Annotated in this window: 20 protein-coding genes; 16 read left to right on the top strand and 4 right to left on the bottom strand. The window is 72.5% G+C overall.

Translation table 11 applies throughout. From position 1 onward, the window contains the following. Positions 1-21 precede the first annotated feature (21 nt). The 9 genes from rsmB (at position 22) to Q7L73_RS06920 (ending at position 9,616) form a co-directional block, all read left to right on the top strand. On the top strand, positions 22-1,446 hold the full coding sequence (rsmB, locus tag Q7L73_RS06960) for a 16S rRNA (cytosine(967)-C(5))-methyltransferase RsmB (protein ID WP_304687440.1): 1,425 nt from the start codon (positions 22-24) through the stop codon (positions 1,444-1,446). 78 nt (positions 1,447-1,524) lie between these two features. Continuing rightward, positions 1,525-1,752, top strand: a complete 228-nt coding sequence (locus Q7L73_RS06955) for a zinc-ribbon domain-containing protein (RefSeq protein WP_304687439.1) — start codon at positions 1,525-1,527, stop codon at positions 1,750-1,752. Between the two features lie 77 nt (positions 1,753-1,829). Further along, positions 1,830-2,582 carry a hypothetical protein gene (locus Q7L73_RS06950; RefSeq protein WP_304687436.1) on the top strand — a complete coding sequence of 251 codons (753 nt, stop codon included), beginning with the start codon at positions 1,830-1,832 and terminating at the stop codon, positions 2,580-2,582. A gap of 44 nt (positions 2,583-2,626) precedes the next feature. After that, positions 2,627-3,319, top strand: coding sequence for a ribulose-phosphate 3-epimerase (rpe, locus tag Q7L73_RS06945; RefSeq protein ID WP_304687435.1), 693 nt, complete (start codon positions 2,627-2,629; stop codon positions 3,317-3,319). A gap of 83 nt (positions 3,320-3,402) precedes the next feature. Continuing rightward, the gene (locus Q7L73_RS06940; protein WP_304687432.1) at positions 3,403-3,756 is read left to right on the top strand and encodes a response regulator transcription factor; all 354 of its coding nucleotides are present in this window, start codon (positions 3,403-3,405) and stop codon (positions 3,754-3,756) included. Further along, a complete protein-coding gene (locus Q7L73_RS06935; RefSeq protein ID WP_304687428.1) occupies positions 3,753-5,543 on the top strand; it encodes a sensor histidine kinase in 1,791 nt (596 codons plus the stop codon). The genes Q7L73_RS06940 and Q7L73_RS06935 overlap by 4 nt, the downstream gene beginning before the upstream one ends. A 22-nt stretch (positions 5,544-5,565) precedes the next feature. Beyond that, on the top strand, positions 5,566-6,234 hold the full coding sequence (locus Q7L73_RS06930; RefSeq protein WP_304687426.1) for a response regulator transcription factor: 669 nt from the start codon (positions 5,566-5,568) through the stop codon (positions 6,232-6,234). 89 nt (positions 6,235-6,323) lie between these two features. Further along, a complete protein-coding gene (locus tag Q7L73_RS06925) occupies positions 6,324-7,058 on the top strand; it encodes an ABC transporter ATP-binding protein (RefSeq protein ID WP_370552360.1) in 735 nt (244 codons plus the stop codon). Continuing rightward, positions 7,058-9,616 carry an ABC transporter permease gene (locus tag Q7L73_RS06920; protein ID WP_304687424.1) on the top strand — a complete coding sequence of 853 codons (2,559 nt, stop codon included), beginning with the start codon at positions 7,058-7,060 and terminating at the stop codon, positions 9,614-9,616. The genes Q7L73_RS06925 and Q7L73_RS06920 overlap by 1 nt, the downstream gene beginning before the upstream one ends. A 43-nt stretch (positions 9,617-9,659) precedes the next feature. Here the strand turns inward: Q7L73_RS06920 and Q7L73_RS06915 are convergent, their stop codons facing one another. Genes Q7L73_RS06915 through Q7L73_RS06905 form a run of 3 tightly spaced genes read right to left on the bottom strand, consistent with a single transcriptional unit; the run spans position 9,660 to position 12,700 of the window. After that, positions 9,660-11,024, bottom strand: coding sequence for a lipopolysaccharide biosynthesis protein (locus Q7L73_RS06915; protein ID WP_304687423.1), 1,365 nt, complete (start codon positions 11,022-11,024; stop codon positions 9,660-9,662). Positions 11,025-11,027: 3 nt separating this feature from the next. Further along, a complete protein-coding gene (locus tag Q7L73_RS06910) occupies positions 11,028-11,657 on the bottom strand; it encodes a class I SAM-dependent methyltransferase (RefSeq protein ID WP_304687421.1) in 630 nt (209 codons plus the stop codon). Beyond that, positions 11,654-12,700, bottom strand: a complete 1,047-nt coding sequence (locus tag Q7L73_RS06905) for a glycosyltransferase family 2 protein (RefSeq protein WP_304687420.1) — start codon at positions 12,698-12,700, stop codon at positions 11,654-11,656. The genes Q7L73_RS06910 and Q7L73_RS06905 overlap by 4 nt, the downstream gene beginning before the upstream one ends. Positions 12,701-12,855: 155 nt before the next feature. Here Q7L73_RS06905 and Q7L73_RS06900 point away from each other — a divergent pair, with 155 nt between their 5' ends. The 5 genes from Q7L73_RS06900 to ribH are packed head-to-tail and all read left to right on the top strand — an operon-like array spanning position 12,856 to position 18,086. Then, positions 12,856-14,532, top strand: a complete 1,677-nt coding sequence (locus Q7L73_RS06900; protein WP_304687419.1) for a glycosyltransferase family 39 protein — start codon at positions 12,856-12,858, stop codon at positions 14,530-14,532. A 60-nt stretch (positions 14,533-14,592) separates the two neighbouring features. After that, positions 14,593-15,714 (top strand): bifunctional diaminohydroxyphosphoribosylaminopyrimidine deaminase/5-amino-6-(5-phosphoribosylamino)uracil reductase RibD, encoded by a 1,122-nt coding sequence (gene ribD / locus Q7L73_RS06895; protein WP_304687417.1) that lies wholly within the window; start codon positions 14,593-14,595, stop codon positions 15,712-15,714. Further along, the gene (locus Q7L73_RS06890; protein ID WP_304687415.1) at positions 15,714-16,304 is read left to right on the top strand and encodes a riboflavin synthase; all 591 of its coding nucleotides are present in this window, start codon (positions 15,714-15,716) and stop codon (positions 16,302-16,304) included. Before ribD ends, Q7L73_RS06890 begins: the two co-directional genes overlap by 1 nt. After that, a complete protein-coding gene (locus Q7L73_RS06885; protein ID WP_304687409.1) occupies positions 16,301-17,623 on the top strand; it encodes a bifunctional 3,4-dihydroxy-2-butanone-4-phosphate synthase/GTP cyclohydrolase II in 1,323 nt (440 codons plus the stop codon). Before Q7L73_RS06890 ends, Q7L73_RS06885 begins: the two co-directional genes overlap by 4 nt. Continuing rightward, positions 17,613-18,086 carry a 6,7-dimethyl-8-ribityllumazine synthase gene (gene ribH, locus Q7L73_RS06880; protein ID WP_304687407.1) on the top strand — a complete coding sequence of 158 codons (474 nt, stop codon included), beginning with the start codon at positions 17,613-17,615 and terminating at the stop codon, positions 18,084-18,086. Before Q7L73_RS06885 ends, ribH begins: the two co-directional genes overlap by 11 nt. A 69-nt stretch (positions 18,087-18,155) precedes the next feature. On the opposite strand, the gene Q7L73_RS06875 is transcribed toward ribH, so the two are convergent. Next, on the bottom strand, positions 18,156-19,658 hold the full coding sequence (locus tag Q7L73_RS06875) for a tail fiber domain-containing protein (protein ID WP_304687403.1): 1,503 nt from the start codon (positions 19,656-19,658) through the stop codon (positions 18,156-18,158). Between the two features lie 151 nt (positions 19,659-19,809). On the opposite strand from Q7L73_RS06875, the gene rpmB reads away from it, so the two are divergent. Next, complete coding sequence (rpmB, locus tag Q7L73_RS06870; RefSeq protein WP_304687401.1) at positions 19,810-19,998, top strand: 50S ribosomal protein L28; 189 nt, start codon at positions 19,810-19,812, stop codon at positions 19,996-19,998. Between the two features lie 24 nt (positions 19,999-20,022). Continuing rightward, positions 20,023-21,723 (top strand): DAK2 domain-containing protein, encoded by a 1,701-nt coding sequence (locus Q7L73_RS06865; protein WP_304687399.1) that lies wholly within the window; start codon positions 20,023-20,025, stop codon positions 21,721-21,723. Positions 21,724-21,731: the final 8 nt, after the last annotated feature.

Below are 21,731 nucleotides of genomic sequence, written 5' to 3'. Positions count from 1 at the left end.
GGATCATGCCACGATGGGCGGGTGCCTCTGGTCGAAAATGGAGTTTCGCCCGCCCGCCGGGTCGCCGCCGCGGTGCTGCGACGGGTTCAGGAGGAGGGCGCGTACGCCGATCGCGCGCTCGCCGGCGAGGCCGCCCGCGCCGGGCTCGACCACCGCGACCACGGCTTCGCGACCGCGCTCGCCTACGGCGCCGTCCAGCGTCGCCGCACGCTCGACCACCTGATCGAGCGGCTCACGAGACGGCCCGTCGAGCAGCTCGATCCGGCCGTCCGTGACGCGCTGCGGCTGGGGCTGCTGCAGCTGCTGTTCCTCGACGGGGTCGCGCCGCATGCGGCCGTCGACCAGAGCGTCGAGCTGGCGAAGGCGGGCGGCGGCCACGGCTACAAGCTCGTCAACGCCGTCCTGCGGCGGGCGCAGCGCGAGGGGCCGCGGATGCTGGCGCAGCTCGGCGACGGCAGACCGAGAACGGCGGCGCTCAGATATTCCGTGCCCGACTGGCTGGCGCGGCTGTGGTGGCAGGCGATCGGCCCGGACGACGCCCGCGCGCTGCTGGCGCGCGTCAACGAGCCGGCCGAGAGCGCGCTGCGGGTCAACACGCTGCGGGCGGCTCGCGAGGTCGTGGCCGACGCCGCACGCGCCGACGCGCCCGCTCCGCGCGAGGCCCGCGACGCCGTCGCGGCCGCGCTGCGCGCCGATGGCGTCGAGACCCACGCGGCCGCGCTCGACGGCCTCGACCTGCCCGAGGGCCTCGTCGCCGACGACGCCTTCGACCTGCGCGGCGACGCGCGCTTCGCGGCCGGCGAGCTGGTCGCGCAGTCGCGCGCGGCGCAGGCGGCGGCGCGGCTGCTGGCGCCCGCTCCGGGGATGCGCGTGCTCGACCTCTGCGCCGCCCCCGGCGGCAAGGCGAGTCACCTCGCGCAGCTGGTCGGCCCCGACGGCGCGGTCGTCGCCGTCGAGCGCAACCCGAGACGCGCCGCCGCGCTGCGCGAGACGCTGAAGCGGCTCGGCGCGCAGTCGATCGTCGAGGTCGAGGCCGGTGACGCCGCCCGTCCGCGTGACGACGAGCCGTTCGACGCCGTCCTGATCGATCCGCCCTGCTCGGGCCTCGGCACGCTGCAGGGCCGGCCCGATCTGCGCTGGCGCGCGAGCGAGCAGGCGATCGACGAGCTGGCCGAGCTGCAGTTCCGCATCCTCACCGCCGGCGCGGCGGCGCTGCGGCCGGGCGGCGCGCTGCTCTACGTCACCTGCACGATCTCGCCCAGAGAGAACGAGCGCGTCGTCCAGCGCTTCCTCGCCGACCCCGCGGGCGCCGGCTTCGCGCTCGCCGACCTCGGCAGCGCGCGACCGTCGCTGCGGTCGCGGATCGAGCCGCGCACGTTGCAGCTGCTGCCGCATCGCGACAGCACCGACGGCTTCTTCATCGCGCGGCTGGAGAAGGCGAGCTGATGCCATTTCGAGCTGTTCGGCAGGCGCGCCCATCCGCCCGATGCGCTATCACGGAGGGGTGCGGACGAGGTTTCGGACATGAGTGAGCAGCCGGCCAGACTCGGCCCCGAGTGCCCGGGCTGCGGCGAGCCGTGGCTGCGCCCGACGACGATGCCGGGCCGCTACCGCTGCGTCTACTGCCTGAAGCGCTACGAGCTGGTCTCGGTCTGCCCCAACTGCGGTGAGCATTCGACGATCGTGCGCATGTCGAGCACGGCGATCGTCATCTGCAACCACTGCAAGGGCAGCATGCTGACACCGGTCTGAGACCGATCCGACACTGACGCCCGCGCCGCTTTCCGGTTGAGTGCCACCCGGCACCGATCCGGACAAGGGAGCAGCAGATGCGTGGACGCAGTCGCCGGTTGGTCATCCTCGTCGCCGCGGCCGCAGCCGCCGCCTTCGTCGTCTCCGGCGGCCTCGCGACCGCCGCGAAGCTGATCACCGGCAGAGACCTCGCCGCCGGCACGATCACCGGCCGCGAGCTGGCGAGAGGGAGCGTCAGCGCAGAGAAGCTGACGAGATCCGCGAAGAGATCGCTGCGCGGCCCCGCCGGCGCGAGAGGCGCCAGAGGCGCCGCCGGCGCCAACGGCGCGGCCGGCGCCGCCGGACCGCAGGGGCCTGCCGGCGCCAACGGCGCGCCCGGCGCCGTCGGCGCGCCCGGCGCCTTCAACGTGGCCGACGCCGCCGGCCGCAACCTCGGCGTCTTCGCCGGCTTCTTCTCCAGCGGCTACATCACGGTCATGACGAGAGAGGGCGCGCTGCTCGTCTACGACAGCAGCACGTCGACGAACTACCCGACGTACTACAACGCGTCGCAGATCCTCTACAGAGCGACCTCGTGCAGCGGCCCGGCGTACGGCTCGTACAGCTCCAGCTACCCGATCCAGCTGCCGTACTACGGCGAGACGCAGCTGCTCCCGGGCACGAGAATCTGGATCGGCGTCGCGGCGGTGCCGGAGGAGTCGACCTTCCAGTCCTATCGTTCCAGCGGCACGTGCACGAACTCGTCGACCAGAACGACGGCGATCCCGCTGAGAGACGCGGGCTCGGTGCCGGTCGTGACGAAGCCGTTCACGCTCGTGCCGGCGAGCTGACGAGCTGACGCCCTCGGGCGCGATCCGCAAGACTGATCGGCCTGATGCCGAGACCGAACGCCAGCGAGCTGCTCAGCGCGACGCGGATCGCGCCCTCGATCCTGTCGGCCGACTTCGCGCGCCTCGGCGCGCAGGTCGGCGAGGTGATCGCCGCCGGCGCGCGCGTGATCCACGTCGACGTGATGGACGGCCACTTCGTGCCGCCGATCACGATGGGGCCGATCGTCGTCTCGGCGCTCGCCGACGAGGTCCACGCCGCCGGCGCGCTGCTCGACGTCCACCTGATGATCGAGCGGCCGGAGCGGCAGGTCGCCGAGTTCGCGAAGGCCGGCGCCGACTCGATCACCGTCCACGCCGAGGCGACGCCGCACCTCAACTACTCGCTCGGCGCGATCAAGCAGGCCGGCGCCAACGCCGCCGCCGCGATCAACCCGGGCACGCCGGTCAGCGTCCTGGCCGAGGTCGGCGAGCTGCTCGACATGGCGCTCTGCATGTCGGTCAACCCGGGCTGGGGCGGGCAGCCGTTCATCCCGGCCTCGCTCGACAAGCTGGCGCGGCTGCGCGCGCTGCTGCCGCAGACGGCGGCGATCGAGGTCGACGGCGGCGTCGACGCGACGACCGCGGCCGCCTGCGCCAGACATGGCGCGAACGTGCTCGTCGCCGGCTCGGCGATCTTCGGCGCCGACGATCCTGCCGCCGCCTACGCGGCGATCGCCGCCGCCGCGCACGCCGCCTGAGCCGCCCGCCGGGAGCCCCGTCTCGCTGACGGGGGCTACCCGTACGCTTGCTCGTGCAACGGTCGGCCACAATCATCTGCCTGATGGCTCGTACGCTCCTGATCGTCGACGACCACCCGTCGTTCCGCTCCAGCGCCAGACGCGTGATGGAGGCCGGCGGCTTCCTCGTCGTCGGCGAGGCGCAGGACGGCGCCTCCGGCCTGGTCGCCGTCAGAGAGCTGCGCCCGGACGTCGTGCTGCTCGACGTCGGCCTCCCCGACCTCGACGGCTTCGTCGTCGCCGACCGCATCAACGCGCTCGACCAGCCTCCGCGGATCGTGATCGTCTCCAGCCGCGACTCGAGCGACTTCGGGCCGCTCGTCTCCGCCTGCGGCGCCTGCGGCTTCGTCTCGAAGGCCGACCTGTCGGGCGACGCCGTGACCGCGCTGCTGCCATGAGCGGCGCCGGGCTGACGCCCGCCAAGCGCGCCGCCAACACGGCGATCGGCTTCGTCGCCCTGCTCGGCGTCTCGTGGACGATCGTCGCGATCCTCACCAGCAGCCGCGCCGATCCGCGCTGGCTGTCGCTGACGCTGCTGCTGACGATCGGGATCTTCTTCACCGCGACCGGCATGTACGCCTGGGCGCGGCGGCCCGACTCGTGGTTCGGCCTGCAGATGAGCCTCACCGGCCTGAGCTGGTTCCTCGTCTCGCTCGCCGCCTCCGACGACGACGTGATCTTCTCGCTCGGCTACGCGTTCAACTCGCTCTACGCGGCGCTGATGGCGCACACGCTGCTGGCGTTCCCGACCGGGCGGCTGCAGACGCGCGCCGAGCGGCGGGTGATCGCGGTCGCCTATGCGATCGTGCTGATCGGGCCGCTGCTGCTGCTGTCGGTCACGCCGACGCCCGCGGACCTGCCGCGCAACATATTCCTCGTCACGCCCGACGAAGGGCTCTCCGACGCCGGCCAGACGCTGCTGCGCGCGACGCTGCTGGGGGTCGCGATCGTCGTCACGGGCATGCTCGTCGCGCGCTGGCAGCGGGCGACGAGCCCGCAGCGGCGGCTGCTGGCGCCGGTGCTGTGGTGCGGCGTGGCGACGACCGCCGCGCTCGGCCTCTCGCTCGCCGGCCAGCTCGCGCACCTGCCCGACGACGTGCTGAACGTCTTCGACTTCACCGGCCTCTTCATCTTCGCCTCGGTCCCGGTCGCGTTCCTGTCCGGGATCGTGCGCCAGAACCTCTCCAGCGGGCAGTCGGTCGGGCGGCTGGTGGCGCGCCTCGGCGACGGCCCCGGCCGCGGTCCCAACCGCCTCCGCGACGCGCTCGCCAGCGCGCTGCGCGACCGCTCGCTCGCGATCGCCTACTGGCTGCCGACGAGCGGCCCGGCGAGAGCGGCGGGGGAGGGGCGCTACGTCGATGCCAACGGCGCGCCGGTCGCGCTGCCCGAGCCCGGCAGCGGCCGCTCCTTCACGCTCGTCGAGCACGACGGCCGCCGCGTCGCCGCGCTGATCCACGACGCCTCGCTCGACGAGGACCCGGAGCTGGTGCGGGCGGCCGGCGCCGCCGCCGCGCTGACGCTGGAGAACGAGCGGCTCGACGCGGAGCTGCGCGTGCAGATCGCCGAGGTGCGCGCCTCGCGGGCGCGGCTGCTGGAGGTCGTCACGCGCGAGCGGCGGCGGATCGAGCGCGACCTCCACGACGGCGCGCAGCAACGGCTGGTGGCGCTCGCGCTGACGCTCGGGATCGCCGAGAACCAGGTCGAGGCCGACCCCGAGCAGGCGCGCGCGCTGATCCGCGAGGCGCGCGACGAGGCGCGGCTGGCGCTGGAGGAGCTGCGCGAGCTGGCGCGCGGCATCCACCCGGCGATCCTCACCGACCGCGGCCTCGGCCCGGCGCTGGAGGCGCTCGCCAGCCGCGCGCCGCTGCCGGTCGAGCTGAGCACGGTGCCGCAGGAGCGGCTGCCGGCGCCGATCGAGGGCGCCGCCTACTTCGTCGTGGCCGAAGCGCTCGCCAACGTCGCCAAGTACGCCGGCGCGACCCACGCCGAGGTCAGCGTGCAGCGGCTGGAGGGCCACGCGATCGTGCAGGTCAGCGACGACGGCGTCGGCGGCGCCGACCCGGCCGGCGGCACCGGCCTGCGCGGCCTCGAGGACCGGCTGTCCGCGATCGACGGCCGTCTGGCAGTCTTCAGCCCGTCCGGACGAGGCACCACCATCCGGGCGGAGATCCCATGCTCGCTCTGACCGACATCGAAGGGGCGGCGCCGTGCGCGTCGTGATCGCGGAGGACAGCGTGCTGCTGCGCGAGGGGATCGCGCGGCTGCTGGAGGACGCCGGCCACGAGGTCGTCGGCCAGGCCGGCGACGCCGTCGACCTCGTCCGCAAGGTCGCGGCGCACAAGCCCGACATCGCGATCGTCGACGTGCGGATGCCGCCGACCAACACCGACGACGGCCTCAGAGCGGCGCTGGAGCTGCGCGAGCGCGTGCCGGAGACGGCGGTGCTGGTGCTGTCGCAGTACGTCGAGGAGCGCTACGCGCACGAGCTGATCGGCGGCGGCGCGGCCGGCGTCGGCTACCTGCTGAAGGATCGCGTCGCCGACGTCGAGCGGTTCGTCGACGCGGTCGCGCGCGTCTGCGACGGCGGCTCGGCACTCGATCCCGAGGTCGTCGCGCAGCTGCTCGGGCGGCGTCGCCGCGACGATCCGCTGGAGGCGCTGACGCCGCGCGAGCGCGAGGTGCTGGGGCTGATGGCCGAGGGCCGCTCCAACAGCGCGATCGCGGCCGAGCTGGTCGTCACCGAGCGGGCCGTCGAGAAGCACGTCACGAGCATCTTCGGCAAGCTCGACCTCGCACCCGCCCAGCAGGACCACCGCCGCGTGCTCGCGGTGCTGCGCTACGTCGGCGCCGGTGGTGCGGGTAGCCGTAGCGGCTGACACGGGCCATCCGGATTCCCGCCAGGTTCGGCGGACGCCAGGCTGTGGGCAGCATCCAACCCGACTGTCCTGAACTCGAAAGGAACCCCATCCCCGTGAACGTGCCCCCGATCGTCACCGCCGTCGACCTGCGCCGTCGCTTCGGCCAAGGCGAGGCCGCCGTCGATGCCCTCGCCGGCGTCACGCTGGAGCTGCCGCCGGGCGCGTTCACGGCCGTGATGGGGCCGTCGGGCTCCGGCAAGTCGACGCTGATGCACATCCTCGCCGGGCTCGACACGCCGACCTCCGGCTCGGTCGTGATCGACGGCACCGAGCTGGCGAACCTCGACGACAAGAAGCTGACGCAGCTGCGGCGCGACAAGATCGGCTTCATCTTCCAGTCGTTCAACCTGCTGCCGGTGCTGACGGCGGAGGAGAACATCACGCTGCCGCTGAAGATCGCCGGCCGCAAGCCCGACGAGCAGTGGCTGGAGACGCTGATAGAGACGGTCGGCCTCGGCCACCGCCGCACGCACCACCCGTCGGAGCTGTCGGGCGGCCAGCAGCAGCGCGTCGCGGTCGCCCGCGCGCTGATCTCCAAGCCGGCCGTCGTCTTCGCCGACGAGCCGACCGGCAACCTCGACTCGCAGTCCTCCGGCGAGGTGCTGGGGCTGCTGCGGCGCTCGGTCGACGAGCTCGGGCAGACGGTCGTGATGGTCACCCACGACGCGCACGCCGCCTCGGTCGCCGACCGCATCGTCGTGCTCGCCGACGGCCAGATCGTCCATGACGGCGAAGCCGGCACGACCGACGACGTGCTCGACCTGATGCGGACGGTCGCCTGATGCTGTCGCTCTCCCTGCGCGGGCTCGTCTCGCGCAAGCTGCGAACGGCGCTGACGATGTTCGCGGTCGTGCTCGGCGTCGGGCTCGTCGCAGGCACGTACGTCGTCACCGACTCGATGAACAACGCCTTCGACGACGTCTTCCAGACCGCGAACGAGAACATCGACGTCAGCGTCACGCCGCGCGAGCAGTTCTCCGGCGCCGGCAACGTGCAGCTGTCCGACAGAGCGGTCAGCGCGGCGCAGGCGGTCCCGGGCGTGAGACTCGCGGTCGGCACGGTCAGCTCGTCGGAGGCCGTCATCTACACGAAGGACGGCAGAGATCCGCTGATCAGCGGCGGTGGAGCGCCGATGATCCTCAACGGCGAGACGCCGAGAGAGCTGACGCCGCTCAACTACGTCGAGGGCCACGAGCCGACGGCGCCCGACGAGGTGTCGGTCACCAAGAGCACCGCCGACAAGGGCGACTTCAAGCTCGGCGACACGGTCAAGGTGTCGGCCGACGGCCCGGCGCGCGACTTCAGACTGGTCGGCATCGCCAAGTTCGGCGACAAGGACACGATCGCCGGCGCGATGCTGGCGATCGTGCAGACGCCGGTCGCGCAGGAGCTGCTCGGCCAGAGAGGCGAGTACGACTCGATCGACATCGTCGCCGACCAGGGCGTCAGCGACGACGCGCTCGCGGCGAGAGTGCGGGCCGCGCTCCCGCGCGAGCTGTTCACCGTCCGCACGGGCGAGCAGGAGGCGCGCTCGCAGGCCTCCGACCTGCAGGACCAGCTCGGCTTCCTCAGAACCTTCCTGCTGGCGTTCGCCGCGATCGCGCTGTTCGTCGGCGCCTTTCTGATCGTCAACACCTACTCGATCACCGTCGCGCAGCGGATGCGCGAGTTCGCGCTGCTGCGGATGATCGGCGCCTCGCGCCGGCAGGTGCTGCGGGCGGTGCTCGGCGAAGCGTTCGTCGTCGGGCTCGTCGCGGCCGTGATCGGCCTCGGCTTCGGGATCGTGATCGCGCTCGGCCTGCGCGGGCTGTTCAGCTCGTTCGGCGCCGAGCTGCCGACGGCCGGCCTGCCGGTCGAGCCGCGCACGGTGATCGTCTCGCTGCTGATCGGCACGGTCGTGACGGTGCTGTCGGCCGCCGGCCCGGCGCTGCGCGCGACGCGCGTGCCGCCGATCGCCGCGCTGCAGGACGCCGCCTCGCTGACGCGCGGCAGAACCGGCCGGCTGCGCACGCCGCTGTCGATCGCGGTCGCCGCGATCGGCGCCGTGCTGATCTGCCTCGGCCTCTTCGGCGGCGGCTCCGCGACGCAGAGCGCGGCGCTGATCGGGATCGGCGCGGCGGTCGTCTTCGTCGGCGTCGGGCTGCTCGCCTCGCACGTCGTCAGACCGCTGTCGCTGCTCGTCGGCGGGCCGCTGGAGAAGGCCTTCGGCGTCAGCGGCCGGCTGGCGCGCGAGAACTCGGCGCGCGAGCCGCGCCGCACCGCCTCGACAGCGTCGGCGCTGATGATCGGCGTGACGCTGGTCGCGTTCGTCGCGATCTTCGCCTCCGGCCTGAAGGCGTCGATCGACGACGCCGTCAACAAGGGGCTGAAGGGCGATCTCGTCGTGCAGAGCGAGACCTTCCAGCCGGTGCCGCAGAGCGCCTCGAGAACGCTCGCGGACGTGCCGGGCGTCGGCGTCGTCTCGCCGGTCCGCTTCGGCGTCGGCCAGGTCGTCGACGGCGGCGACAAGGTGCAGATCTCCGGCGTCGACCCGGCGACCGTCGGCGACGTCTTCACGGTCGGCTGGAAGGACGGCTCGGACGAGCTGCTGAGAGCGCTCGGCGGCGGCAGAGCGGTCGTCTCCAAGGGCTACGCCTCCGACCACTCGTTGAGAGTGGGGAGCAGCTTCGAGGTGCTGACGCCGACCGGCGAGAGAGTGCCGATCGAGGTCACCGGCATCTACGACGACGACTCCGGCCTGCTGGCCGACGTGACGCTCGCCAACGAGACGCTGGCGACGAGCTTCAACCAGACCAGAGACGCGTTCGTCGTCGCGACGACGCGGGCCGGCGAGAACGCCGACGCGGTCCAGAAGGTCGCCGACAGAACGATCTCGGCCGACTACCCGACGGTCGAGGTGCTGACCAAGCAGGGCTTCGTCGACAGACAGGCGGGCCAGATCGACCAGCTGATCACGCTCGTCTACGTGCTGCTGTCGCTGTCGGTGATCGTCTCGCTGTTCGGCATCGTCAACACGCTCGTGCTCTCGATCCACGAGCGCACGCGCGAGCTGGGGATGCTGCGCGCGATCGGCACCTCACGCCGCCAGGTGCGCCAGATCGTCCGCTACGAGTCGGTCATCACCGCCCTGATCGGCGCGGTCCTCGGTGTCGTCCTCGGCGTGATCTTCGCGGTCCTCGTGACGATCCCGCTGAAGTCCGAGGGCTTCGCCCTCTCGATCCCGATACTGACGCTGGTCATCCTGCTGGTCCTGGCCGCAGTCGCCGGCGTCCTGGCCGCCGTCCTCCCAGCCCGTCGCGCCGCCAAGCTCGACGTGCTGAGAGCGCTGGCGTACGAGTGATCCCGCCCCGGCGGCGGCGCAGCTGCGCCGTCGCCGGGCGGTGTCAGTCCGCCGGGCGGCGGTAGAGGCCGAACAGCAGGCAGCTGAGGATCAGAGCGGCGCCGAAGTAGCCGGTCTCGACGCGCATCACCTCGTCGCTGACGACGGGGGAGGCGACCCAGGCGACGAACAGCGCCGCGGAGAGGAGCCAGGCGACCGCCGCGAGCGGGGCGCGTCTGCGGGCGAGGGCGGCCTGGTTGAGGGTGCCGGCGACGAGGTGGAAGCCCATCCCGAGCGCGACCAGGACGAGGCCGCCGCGCTCGTAGCTGAAGCCCTTGTCGCCCAGCAGCAGCTCCATCGCCCACGGGCCGATCGCCGCCAGCGCGATCGCGCAGGTGCCGGCGAAGGCGGCGATCGCGAGCACGGTCGTGCGGATCGCTCTCGCGAACGCCTGCGTGTTCTCGCGCGCGTCGAGCGCGGTCAGGTGGGGGAGGATCGAGGTCTGCACCGCCTGGAACAGCTGCAGCGGCGCACGCACGATCAGCAGCACGTTGAAGACGAAGCCGGCCAGCTCCGGCCCGGACGTGTGCTCGACGATCAGCACCGCGGCGTTCATCAGCGTCTGCTCGGCCAGCATGATCGCGAAGACGGCGATCGCGAAGCCGGTGCCGTGGCGCAGCGACAGGTCGGCCGAGGCCTCCTCGATCTCCGCATGCGCCGGGCCCTCGCCGGCCGCGTCGAGCACCGCCACGTCGTGGAGCGCGTCGGCGGCGTCCCCGCCCGCGCCGACCGGCGCCTGCCCGCGCGCCATCCGCCGGATCGCGAACGGCACGACGACCATCGAGACGAACGGCGCGACCGCGATCCCGACCGCGATCGCCGTCTGGCCCGACGTGATCCCGGCGACCGCGGCGACGGCGAAGAGGAAGCGCGAGGTCGACTCCAGCAGCACCAGCCCGCCGTAGCCGGCGAAGCGCTCGTGGCCGGCCAGCCAGCCGCGCGCGAAGTAGCTGCCCGCGTACGCCAGCACGGCGATCACGAGGATCCAGTAGAGCGACGCGTTGCCGCCGAAGAGGTCGTCCTCGATCGTCGTGCGCAGGATCAGCGCGACGACGAGGAAGATCAGCGCGAAGCCGGCCTGGATCAGCGCCGGCGTGCGCAGCGAGTGCTGCGCGATCCCGCGCGCGCGGCGGTCGGCGATCGTGCGCGAGAGCAGCTGCTCGATCGGCCGGTAGATCACCGACAGGATCACGAACGCGATCGACCACAGCAGGCTGACGTGGCCGTAGTCGGTCGGGCTCAGCTCACGCGAGGCGAGCGCGAGGTAGAGGAACGAGAGCGCGCCCGTGGAGGCGATCCCGGCGGTCAGCAGCAGGCGGCCGTTCCGGCCACCGCGGCCGCCTCCCTCAGCGCGCTCTGAAACGGACAAGCGCTACCGGAGCTTCACGAGCAGCATCGTCCACGGGAACGGGCTCTTCGCCTCGATCACGTCGCCGTGCCGCGACAGCAGCTTCACGAACGAGCTCTTGGACCAGTGGTTGACGTGCCCGGGCGTGTTGCCGAGCTCCTTCAGGTACGCGCCGCGGGCCATGTTGAGACCGCGCCAGAGCGGCTCGCGCGGGACCGAGACGAGCAGATTGTCCTTCGCCACGCGCGCCATCTCGGCGACCGTGTGGGCCGGATCGGGCACGTGCTCGAGCACCTCGATCGCGCTCGCGAGGCCGAACTCGTCGTCCGCGAACGGCATGTTCTCGGCCTTCATCACGCGGTACTCGAGGTTCGGCGCGGTGCGCGTCGCCTGCTCGGCCAGCAGCTTCGGGTCGTCGAGGTCGATGCCGACGATCCGCTTGTCGCCGAGCGCCAGCGCCCACTGGTGCGTCAGCACGCCCTCGCCGCAGCCGACGTCGAGCACCGAGCTGGGCGCCGCCTGCAGGAACAGCTCGCCGAGCGTCCGCTCGAAGTTCGACATCAGCCGGCGCACGACGGGGTTCGTCGAGCCGTACTTGTCGAAGGTGTTGCCGGTGGGGACGTCTTCAGGCGCGGCCGCGGACGTGGTGCTCATACCTCGATTGCCTTTCGCTCGCCGGTCTCGCCGGAGTCGCCGTCAGGGCGCTCGCCGGCGGGCGCCTTCGGTGCGCCCGGCTCGTAATGGGACGGGGGGATGCCGAGCTGCAGCTCGATCCGGCGGACACGCTCGAAGGTCCGCTGCGACAGCGTGCGCTGGGCGGCGAGCAGGTCGCCGATCACGCCGAGCGCGAACAGCAGCATCGTGGCGGTGAAGAGGACCGAGCCGAGGATCAGCGACTGCACGTGACCGGCGCCCTCGCCCTGTATCCAGGAGACGAGGAAGCGCGCCCAGACGGCGAGCGCGAGCACGCCGACGATCGTGCCGGCGGTCCAGAAGACGCGCAGCGGCTCGTACTGCGCGTAGATGCGGAAGATCGAGATCGAGTTGCGGCGGACGTAGGCGCCCATCGACGGGAACAGACGCGACTCGCGCGTCTTCGGGTTCGTTCTGATCTTCACGTCGTCGATCGCGACCAGCTGTCTGCCGGCCTGGATGATCGTCTCGAGCGTGTAGGTGAACTTCGACACGACGACGAGCTGCAGCGCCGCCTCGCGGTTGTAGGCGCGGAAGCCGGAGGTCGTGTCGGGCACTCTCGTCGAGGAGGCCTGGCGCACGACCCACGAGCCGAGCTTCTGCAGCGAGACCTTCAGCGGCGAGAAGTGCGCGATCGACGCGACGTCGCGGTCGCCGATCACCATGTCGGCGCTGCCGGCGAGGATCGGCGCGACCAGCTTCGGGATGTCGCCGCCGAAGTACTGGTTGTCGGCGTCGGTGTTGACGACGACGTCGGCGCCGAGCTTGAGACAGGCGTCGAGCCCGGCCTGGAAGCCGGCCGCCAGGCCCTTGTTGTTGGTCAGCTTGACGATGTGGTCGACGCCGTGCTCGCGCGCGACCTCGATCGTGCGATCGGTCGAGCCGTCGTCGATCACGAGCGTCTCGATCACGTCGATGCCCGGGATCGATCTGGGCAGGTCGGCGAGCGTCGCGGGAAGGTGCTCTTCCTCGTCTTTACAGGGGATCTGGATGATCAGCTTCATGGGGGACTCCGGGCACCGTGGGCGCGGGCCGCGTCGAAGGATGACCGACGGCCGGTGCCGTAGACTCGCGCCGCAGTATCCCAAAGGACCGGATGGAACGCCACGCACGCCGGCCGCGACTGCGGTTCGATCGGCTTTCGGCGGCCCTGATCGCGGTGCTCCTGGGCGCGTTCGGACTGCGCGTGTGGGGGATCGGGCACGGCCTGCCGTTCTCTTACAACATCGACGAGGAAGGCCATTTCGTCCCGGTTGCGATCGGGTTCTTCGGCCATGGGCTGGATCCGCGCTACTTCCTCAACCCGCCCGGCTACACCGAGCTGCTGTACGTCGTCTACGCCGTCTGGTTCGGCGGCCGCGAGGCGATCGCGCGCGCCTACGTCGAGCATCCGAGCGAGGTCTTCCTGGTCGCGCGCGTCACCGTCGCGCTGCTGGGGACGGTCTGGGTCTGGCTCGTCGCGCTGCTCGGCAGCCGGCTGTTCTCGGACCGCCGCGTCGGGCTGCTGGCGGCGGCACTCGGCGCGGTCGCGTTCCTGCCGGTCTTCTACAGCCACCTGGCGCTCAACGACGTGCCGTCGCTGGCGCCGGCGACGCTGGCGCTCGTCTGCGCCGCGCTGATCGCGACCGGCAGCGGCCGCGGCGGCGGGATCTGGTGGCTGCTGCTGGGCGGGCTCGCGGTCGGCCTCGCCGCCGGCACCAAGTACACCGCCGGAATAGTCCTGCTGCCGCTGCTGACGGCGGCGCTGATCCGCACCCGCGCGGAGCGGCAGGGCTTCGCGCACCTGCTCGCGGCCGGCGCGCTCGCCTGCTTCGCGGCCGGCGCCGGCTTCCTGATCGCGAACCCGCACGCGCTGCTCAGCTACCACGAGTTCCGCGCCGGGGTCGGCAGACAGCGCGAGCTGGCCGGCGGCGACGAGCTGGCGAAGCTCGGCCTGACCGAGGACAACGGGATCGTCTACTACCTCTGGGTCTTCAGCTGGGGGCTCGGCTGGATCCCGGCGCTGCTGGCGCTCGGCGGGGCGGTGCTGGCGTGCGTCAAGCAGCGCGCGGTCGCGCTCCTGCTGCTGCCGACGGTCGTCGTCTACCTCGTCTACATGGGCACGCAGGACCGCTACTTCGGCCGCTGGCTGCTGCCGCTGTTCCCGATCGCCTGCGTGCTGGCCGCGTGGTTCCTGATCTGGCTGGTCGAGCAGGCGGCGCGGCGCTGGCCGCGCTTCGCGACGCCGGTCGCGGTCGTCGCGATCGTGCTGGCGCTCGGCCAGGGGCTGATCCACGTCGTCCACAACGACCGCGTCCTGTCGCGGCCGGACACGCGCGGCCTCGCGCACGACTGGATGGTCGCCAACATCCCCGCCGGCACGCCGATCGTGCTGGAGCCGATCGTGCCGGCGCGCTGGAGCGAGGACCCCGACCGCGCGAACCCGGCGACCCCCGACGGCAAGCGCTGGAGACTGTGGGACACGACCCGCGCCGACGTCGACGACTTCGGCAGACCGGTCGCCAAGCCGCGCTTCGTCAAGGTCGACAAGTACGAGCGCACGCTGCGCCCGGCGCTGATCGACGAGTACGAGCAGAAGGGGTACTGCTGGGTCGTGATCGGCTCGCACCAGCGCGATCGCGCCTACGCCCAGCCTGAGCAGGTGCCGCAGGCGCTCGCCTACTACGACGCGCTCAGACAGCGCGGGCAGGAGGTGGCGCGCTTCACGCCCTACAGAGACGGCGCCACGGCGCCGAGATTCAACTTCGACTGGGCGTTCGACTACTACCCGCTGGCGTACGAGCGGCCGGGCCCCGAGATCGTGATCTACCGGTTGTCGGGCGGAGGTTGTTCGTGAGCGTCTGCGTATCCTCAAGCGGCAGGGCTTGAACGGCGAACCGACGAGACCCGATCGACTTTGTCTGAAACGACCAACACCGACCGCCTCCTTCTGGCGCGCACGCTGGAGCTGGCTTCCCGCGGGCGCGGACGCGTCAGCCCCAACCCGATGGTGGGGGCGCTGCTGGCGCGCGACGGCGAGGTGATCGCCGAGGGCTGGCACACCGCCTACGGCGAGCGCCACGCCGAGGCCGAGGCGATCGCCGCCGCCGGCGACCAGGATCTCTCCGGCGCGACGCTCTACGTCTCGCTGGAGCCCTGCTGTCACAGCGGCAAGCAGCCGCCCTGCACCGACGCGATCCTCGCCGCCGGCATCGGCCGCGTCGTGATCGCCTCCGACGACCCGACCGAGAAGGCCTCCGGCCGCGGCCTCGGGATCCTCCGCGACGAGGGCGTCGAGGTGGCCGTCGCCGACGGCGACGTGGCGACGCGCGCGCGCCAGCTCAACCAGTCGTTCCGCAAGCAGGCGCGGACCGGTCGCCCGTGGGTGCTGTTCAAGTCGGCGATGACGCTCGACGGCAAGGTCGCCACCCGCGCCGGCGACTCGAAGTGGATCTCCTCGACCGACAGCCGCGAGCTGGCGCACCACTGGCGCGCCGAGTGCGACGCGGTCGCGGTCGGGATCGGCACCGCGCTCGCCGACGACCCGCAGCTGACGGCGCGGATACCGAACGTCGTGCGTCAGCCGCGCCGCGTCGTGTTCGACTCGCTCGCGCGCCTGCCGCTCGACTCGCAGCTGGTGCAGGCGGCCGCCGACGTGCCGCTGACGGTCGTCGTCTCGCGCGCCGCGCCGCGCACCGCGACCGACGCGCTGGAGACGCACGGCGCCGACGTGATCGTCGCGACCGGCGCCAACGAGCCGGCCCGCGTCGTCTCCGCGCTCGACCAGCTCGGCGCCGCCGGCATCGGCTCGATCCTGCTGGAGGGCGGCCCGCGCCTCGCCGGCGCCTTCCTCGACGCCGGCGAGATCGACGAGCTGCGGCTGTTCCTGGCGCCGCTCGTGCTCGGCGGCCGCACTGCGCGCGACCCGCTGGAAGGCGAGGGCGTCGAGACGATCTCGGAGGCGCTGCGCGCCCTGACCCTGGACTGCGACCGCGTGGGGGAGGACCTGCTCGTCTCCGCGCGCCTGAAGGAGTGGTGATGTTCACCGGACTGGTACAAGGCCTCGGCACCGTCGCCGCGGTCGAGCCGACCGGGGAGGGCGTCCGCCTCGCGATCGCGACCCCGCTCGGCAGAGAGCTCGCGCCCGGCGACTCGATCGCCGTCAACGGCGTCTGCCTGACCGCGGTCGATCCCACCAACGGCACCTTCGCCGCCGATGTCATGAACGAGACGCTGCGCCGCTCCTCGCTGGCCGAGGCCGGACCGGGCGCCGAGGTCAACCTCGAGCTGGCGCTGCGCGCCGACGCCCGTCTCGGCGGCCACATCATGCAGGGCCACGTCGACGGGGTCGGCACGATCGCGGAGATCGCGCAGGACGGCTTCTCGCGCGTCGTCAAGGTCAGCGTCGAGCCGGAGCTGCTGCGGTACGTGGTCGAGAAGGGATCGATCGCGATCGACGGCGTCTCGCTGACGGTCTCGGCGGTCGACGACGACTCGCTCTCCGTCTCGCTGATCCCGGAGACGCTGGAACGCACGATCCTCGGCCGTGCCGAGGTCGGCAAGCCGGTCAACCTCGAAGTCGACGTGCTCGCGAAGTACGTCGAGAAGCTCGTGGGGGCGCATCGATGAGCCAGTCCGAGTCCCAGTCCGACGTCAGAACCGTCAGATCGCCGTTTGCGACGATCGAGGACGCGATCGAGGACATCCGCCAGGGCAAGATGGTCGTCGTCTGCGACGACGAGGACCGCGAGAACGAGGGCGACCTGACGATGGCCGCCCAGTTCATCACGCCCGAGGCGATCAACTTCATGGCGAAGGAGGGGCGCGGGCTGATCTGCCTCGCGCTCACCGGCGAGCGCTGCGAGGAGATGGGCCTCGACCTGATGGCGAGCAAGAACGAGTCGTCGTTCGAGACCGCCTTCACCGTCTCGATCGAGGCGCGTGACGGCGTCACCACCGGCATCTCCGCCGCCGACCGCGCGCACACGATCCAGGTCGCGATCGACCCGAAGGCCGCCCCGCGCGACCTCGTCCAGCCCGGCCACGTCTTCCCGCTGAAGGCGAAGGACGGCGGCGTGCTCGAGCGGATCGGGCAGACCGAGGCCGCGGTCGACCTGTCGCGCCTCGCCGGCCTCAACCCGTCCGGCGTGATCTGCGAGATCATGAACGACGACGGCACGATGGCCCGCGTCGGCGATCTCGTCCCGTACTGCGAGCGCCACGACCTCAAGATGGTCACGGTCGCCGACCTCGTCGCCTACCGCCGCAAGCACGACAAGCTGGTCGAGCGGGTCGTCTCGACGAGGCTGCCGACGGCGTTCGGCGACTTCGAGGTCGTCGGCTACCGCTCGCTGGTCGACGACAAGCACCACGTCGCGATGGTCAAGGGCGACGTCTCCGGCAAGGACGACGTGCTCGTGCGCGTCCACTCCGAGTGCCTCACCGGCGACGTCTTCCACTCGCTCCGCTGCGACTGCGGCGAGCAGCTCGAGTCGGCGCTCGCGATGATCGAGGAGAGAGGCGAGGGCGTCCTGCTCTACCTCGCGCAGGAGGGCCGCGGGATCGGCCTGCTGAACAAGCTGAAGGCGTACAAGCTGCAGGAGCAGGGGCTCGACACGGTCGAGGCCAACCTCAGACTCGGCCTGCCGGCCGACCTGCGCGACTACGGCATCGGCGCCCAGATCCTCAAGGACCTCGGCCTGACCTCGATCAGGATCCTCACCAACAACCCGAAGAAGATCATCGGGCTGGAGGGCTACGGCCTCTCGGTCACCGACCAGGTGCCGATCGTGCCGACGCCGAACCCGCACAACGAGGCCTACCTGCGCACCAAGCGCGACCGGATGGGCCACACGCTGCACCACCAGGGCCTCGCGCTCGACGAGGAGATGATCCTCGAGGAGCACGAGCACGATCACGAGAAGCAGGAGAACGCCGATGGGCGCTGAGAACCGCCGCTTCGCGCTCGTCGTCGGGCGCTTCTACGAGGACCTCGCCGAGAAGCTCGTCGCGGGCGCCACGGCCGAGCTGGAGAAGCACGGGGCGTCGGTCGTCGACGTGTATGACGTCCCGGGCGCCTTCGAGCTGCCGCTGGCCGCCAAGTACGCGGTCGAGTCGGGCAGGTACGACGGGATCGTCGCGCTCGGCGCGGTCATCCGCGGCGAGACCTCGCACTACGACTACGTCTGCGGCGAGTGCGCCCGCGGGCTGCAGCAGGTCCAGCTCGCGAGCGGGATCCCGGTCGGCTTCGGCGTGCTGACGGTCGACACGCGCGAGCAGGCCGAGGCGCGCGTCGGCGGCGGCGCCAAGCGCGACTCCGGCGCCCACGCGGCCGAGGCGGTGCTCGCCTCGCTGAAGGTGAAGGAGTCGGTCAAGCAGCAGCGCGCCCGCACGGGCTTCGCTCCCGCCTGACGCCCGGCTCAGCCCGCCGCCCGCGCAATCTCTGGGTCCAACAGACCCAGAGACTGCACGTCTGGCGCGTCAGCGCTGGTCTTCGAGCGCCGCGATGCGGCGTTCGAGGCCGTCGACCCGCTCCGCCAGCGCCTGGCCGGCGGCGAGCGCGACGCCGGCCTCGTCGAGCTGGCCGATCGTCGTGTCGTCGGCGCCGAGCCCGAAGGCGGCACGGAACGCCTGCGCGGTCGGGCCGAGGTGACGGACACGGCCCGGCTCGTCTCTGTACTGCCAGGTCGAGATCTCCAGCCCGCGCAGCCGCGCCAGCAGCTCGTCGCGGTCGAGCGGCGCGAACGCGTGCTTGAGGCGCGCGTCGCTGGTGCAGGCGAAGACGCCCGAGCCGGCCGGCAGGTCGCAGCCGGTCGAGCCGTCGGCGCTCGTGCGCAGGCGGATCCCGCCGGCGAAGCGGGCCGCCAGCTCGTTCTCGGCCTCGCTGGCGAAGCCGCCGCCGCTGCCGTCGCCGAGCACGACCGCGCCGTTGTCGTCGGCGGTCACCTCGGTGCCGAAGGCGATCGAGCCGTCGCCGCTGGCGAGCGAGGAGAAGCCGAGCGCGGCGGAGTACTGGCCCGAGGCGACGTTGAACTTGCCGCCGAGCACGGTCGCGTACTCGCCGGTCGCCTCGTTCTGACGGCCGCCCGCGACCGTCCCGTACGGGCCGGAGGCGACGTTGCTGACGCCGCCGGCGATCGTCGCCTGGTCGCCGCCGGCGTGGTTGTCGTCGCCGCCGCCGATCGTGCTCGTCTCGCCGCCGGCGCCGTTGCCGGTACCGCCGGCGATCGTCGCGTAGGGCGCGGTGATCGCGTTGCCGCGGCCGCCGCCGATCGTGCCGAAGGCGCCGCCGACGCTGTTGCCGAGGTCGGCGTCGCCGCCGCCGGCGATCGTCGCGCCGGCCGCCTCCGCGTCGACGCTGTTGGCGGCCGCGCCGCCGATCACGCTCGGCGTGCCGTCGCCGCGCGGCTCCAGCCGCAGCGCGCGCGTGCCGTCGACGCGCAGCTCCAGCGGCTGCTCGTCAGTCGTGCCGAGGAAGCTCTCGTCGGTCGTGCCGGCGTTGCCGGCACGACCCCAGGCGTCAGCCGAGCCGGCTGCGCCCTGCTCGCCTCTCTCGCCCTGCGCTCCTCTGGCGCCCTGCTCGCCTCTCGGCCCCTGGAGGCCCTGAGCGCCTCTCGCGCCCTGTTCGCCCGCGGCGCCTCTCTCGCCCTGCGCGCCGCTCGCGCCCGCCGCGCCGGTCTCGCCTCTGGCGCCCTGCGGCCCGGCCGGACCGGCCGCGCCTCTGGCTCCGGTGGCGCCTCGCGCCCCGCGCGCGCCCTTCAGCCTCGCCCGCTCGGCGCTGCTGAAGTCGCGCGCCAGCAGCGAGCCGTCACGCACCTTCTCCGACGTGACCGCGTCGCTTTGCAGCTGCGCGGAGCCGACGCTCGCGCGCGGCAGCTGGACCGCGGCGTACGACGCGCCCCCGAGCGCGACGAACAGCGCCAGCGTCGCGACGACGTTGGCATAGCTGAGCCGGCGCGCGAGGGCGCCCAGCAGACCTCTCATCGACCATCCTCCTCAGTTGGCGATTCGCGGGCGGCATCCCCGACCGCCGCCCGGCGCCAGCATATGGAGTGTCGAATGACCAGATGCGCACTTCTCCGTCGCGACCGCGGCGCGCCCTTTCCGGAGAAGACCCCCTATACTCCTGCGACCCATGCCCCGTATCTGCCATGTCTGCAACAAGGGTCCCGCCTTCGGCAACAGCCGAAGCCACTCGAGAGTGGCGACGAAGCGGCGCTTCGACCCGAACCTCCAGCGGATCCGCATCAACGATGCCGGTACCGCTCGGCGCGTCTACGTCTGCACGCGCTGCCTGAAGGCCGGCAAGGTCATCAAGGCGTAGGGGCCGGCCAACCGGCCCCCGTCTGTGTCCGACCCCAGCCTTCTCCGCTTCCGTGCCGTAGTCGACGCCGCGCTCGTTCAACTCGAGTCGCGGCGTGACGAGGTCAACGACCTCAACGTCTTTCCCGTCGCCGACGGCGACACCGGCGACAACATGGCGCTCACGCTGCGCGCCGTGCTCGCCGAGATCGACCGGCTCCTCGCCGAGCCCGGTCAGAACCGCACCCTCGACGAGATCGGGCGCGACGAGATCGTCGCGTCGGTCGCTCGCGCCGCGCTGCTCGGAGCACGCGGCAACAGCGGCGTGATCCTCTCCCAGCTGATCCGCGGCGCCGCCGAGGAGCTGGCCAGCCGCCCCGGCGAGCTGGTCGACCCCGTCCTGATCGGCGCCGCGATGGCCCGCGCCGCCGAGCAGGCCTACGGCTCGGTCCGCAACCCCGCCGAGGGGACGATCCTCACCGTCGTGCGCGAGATGGCGCACCGGATCGCGACCGAGCTGGCGCACATGCCGCAGACGCGGCTCGACCCCGATGCCGCGCCGCAGGAGCAGGACGCGCTGATCGCCGACGTGCTCGAGCGCGCGCTCGACGCCGGCCAGCAGTCGGTCGCGCGCGGCCCGGACCTGCTGCCGATCCTGCGCGAGGCGGGCGTCGTCGACGCCGGCGGCTACGGCCTCACGGTCCTCTTCGCGGGCGTCGTCGCGGCGCTGCGCGGCAGCGAGCCGCCCGAGCTGGCCCATCACAGGGCGGCGCGGGTCACGCGGCCCCAGCACGACTCCTCGACCTACCGCTACTGCACGAACTTCGCCGTCACCGGCAGCGGCCTCGACGCGCGCCGCTTCGTGCCGGCGCTGGAGGCGCTCGGCGACTCGGTGCTGGTCGTCGGCGACGCGCAGACGCTGAAGGTCCACGTCCACACCGACGATCCCGACGCCGCCGCCGGCGTCTTCGCCGCGGACGGGACCGTCTCCCACCTCGACGTCGCCGACATGCACGCGCAGGTCGAGGAGCGCGCCGAGCGGCTCTCCGGCAGCGACGGCGCCGACGCGGCCGCCGTGCCGCCGGCCACCGCCGCGCCCGCCCCGACGGCGACGACCGGCGTGCTCGCGGTCGTCTCCGGCGACGGCGTCAGCGCGCTGTTCGAGGGCCTCGGCGCGCACGTGCTCGACGGCGGCCCGACGCTCAACCCCTCCACCTACGAGCTGCTGGCGGGGATCCACGACGTGCCGGCCGAGCAGGTCGTCGTGCTGCCGAACAGCTCGAACGTCTTCATGGCCGCCGAGCGAGCGGCCGAGCTGTCGGAGAAGCGCGTCGTCGTCGTCCGCGCCGCCGCGCAGCAGTCCGGCCTCGTCGCCGCCGTCGCGCTCGACCCGGCGCGCGACGCGGCCGCCAACGCCGACGCGATGACGGCGGCGCTGGGGAGGATCCGCACCGGCGCGGTCGCCCCGGCTGCGCGCGAGGACACCGCCGGCCGCTTCGCGATCGGCGACGCGATCGGCTTCGTCGACGACGAGCTGGTCGCCTGGGGCGAGCCGGCGCCGACGCTCTCCGCCGTGCTGCGCGCGCTCGCCGGCCACGCCGAGCTGATCACCTGCCTGACCGGCGCCGAGACGCCGCTGCCCGACAGCGAGGTCGAGGCGCTCGCGACCGCCGCCGGCGACGCGATAGAGCTGGACCTCCAGCGCGGCGGGCAGAGCAGCTGGTGGTGGCTGCTGTCGGCCGAGTAGCGGCTGGC

The organism is Conexibacter sp. CPCC 205762, from assembly GCF_030646155.1.
GTDB lineage: Bacteria > Actinomycetota > Thermoleophilia > Solirubrobacterales > Solirubrobacteraceae > Conexibacter.
This window is presented reverse-complemented; position numbering and strand designations above follow the sequence as displayed.

Excerpts from the sequence above, each read along its gene's own strand:
- Q7L73_RS06890 (WP_304687415.1), top strand. The coding sequence starts at position 15,714 with ATGTTCACCGGACTGGTACAAGGCCTCGGCACCGTCGCCGCGGTCGAG.
- Q7L73_RS06940 (WP_304687432.1), top strand. The coding sequence starts at position 3,403 with ATGGCTCGTACGCTCCTGATCGTCGACGACCACCCGTCGTTCCGCTCC.
- Q7L73_RS06955 (WP_304687439.1), top strand. The coding sequence starts at position 1,525 with ATGAGTGAGCAGCCGGCCAGACTCGGCCCCGAGTGCCCGGGCTGCGGC.
- Q7L73_RS06885 (WP_304687409.1), top strand. The coding sequence starts at position 16,301 with ATGAGCCAGTCCGAGTCCCAGTCCGACGTCAGAACCGTCAGATCGCCG.
- Q7L73_RS06950 (WP_304687436.1), top strand. The coding sequence starts at position 1,830 with ATGCGTGGACGCAGTCGCCGGTTGGTCATCCTCGTCGCCGCGGCCGCA.
- Q7L73_RS06875 (WP_304687403.1), bottom strand. The coding sequence starts at position 19,658 with ATGAGAGGTCTGCTGGGCGCCCTCGCGCGCCGGCTCAGCTATGCCAAC.
- rpmB (WP_304687401.1), top strand. The coding sequence starts at position 19,810 with ATGCCCCGTATCTGCCATGTCTGCAACAAGGGTCCCGCCTTCGGCAAC.
- Q7L73_RS06910 (WP_304687421.1), bottom strand. The coding sequence starts at position 11,657 with ATGAGCACCACGTCCGCGGCCGCGCCTGAAGACGTCCCCACCGGCAAC.
- Q7L73_RS06905 (WP_304687420.1), bottom strand. The coding sequence starts at position 12,700 with ATGAAGCTGATCATCCAGATCCCCTGTAAAGACGAGGAAGAGCACCTT.
- Q7L73_RS06935 (WP_304687428.1), top strand. The coding sequence starts at position 3,753 with ATGAGCGGCGCCGGGCTGACGCCCGCCAAGCGCGCCGCCAACACGGCG.
- Q7L73_RS06920 (WP_304687424.1), top strand. The coding sequence starts at position 7,058 with ATGCTGTCGCTCTCCCTGCGCGGGCTCGTCTCGCGCAAGCTGCGAACG.
- ribH (WP_304687407.1), top strand. The coding sequence starts at position 17,613 with ATGGGCGCTGAGAACCGCCGCTTCGCGCTCGTCGTCGGGCGCTTCTAC.
- rpe (WP_304687435.1), top strand. The coding sequence starts at position 2,627 with ATGCCGAGACCGAACGCCAGCGAGCTGCTCAGCGCGACGCGGATCGCG.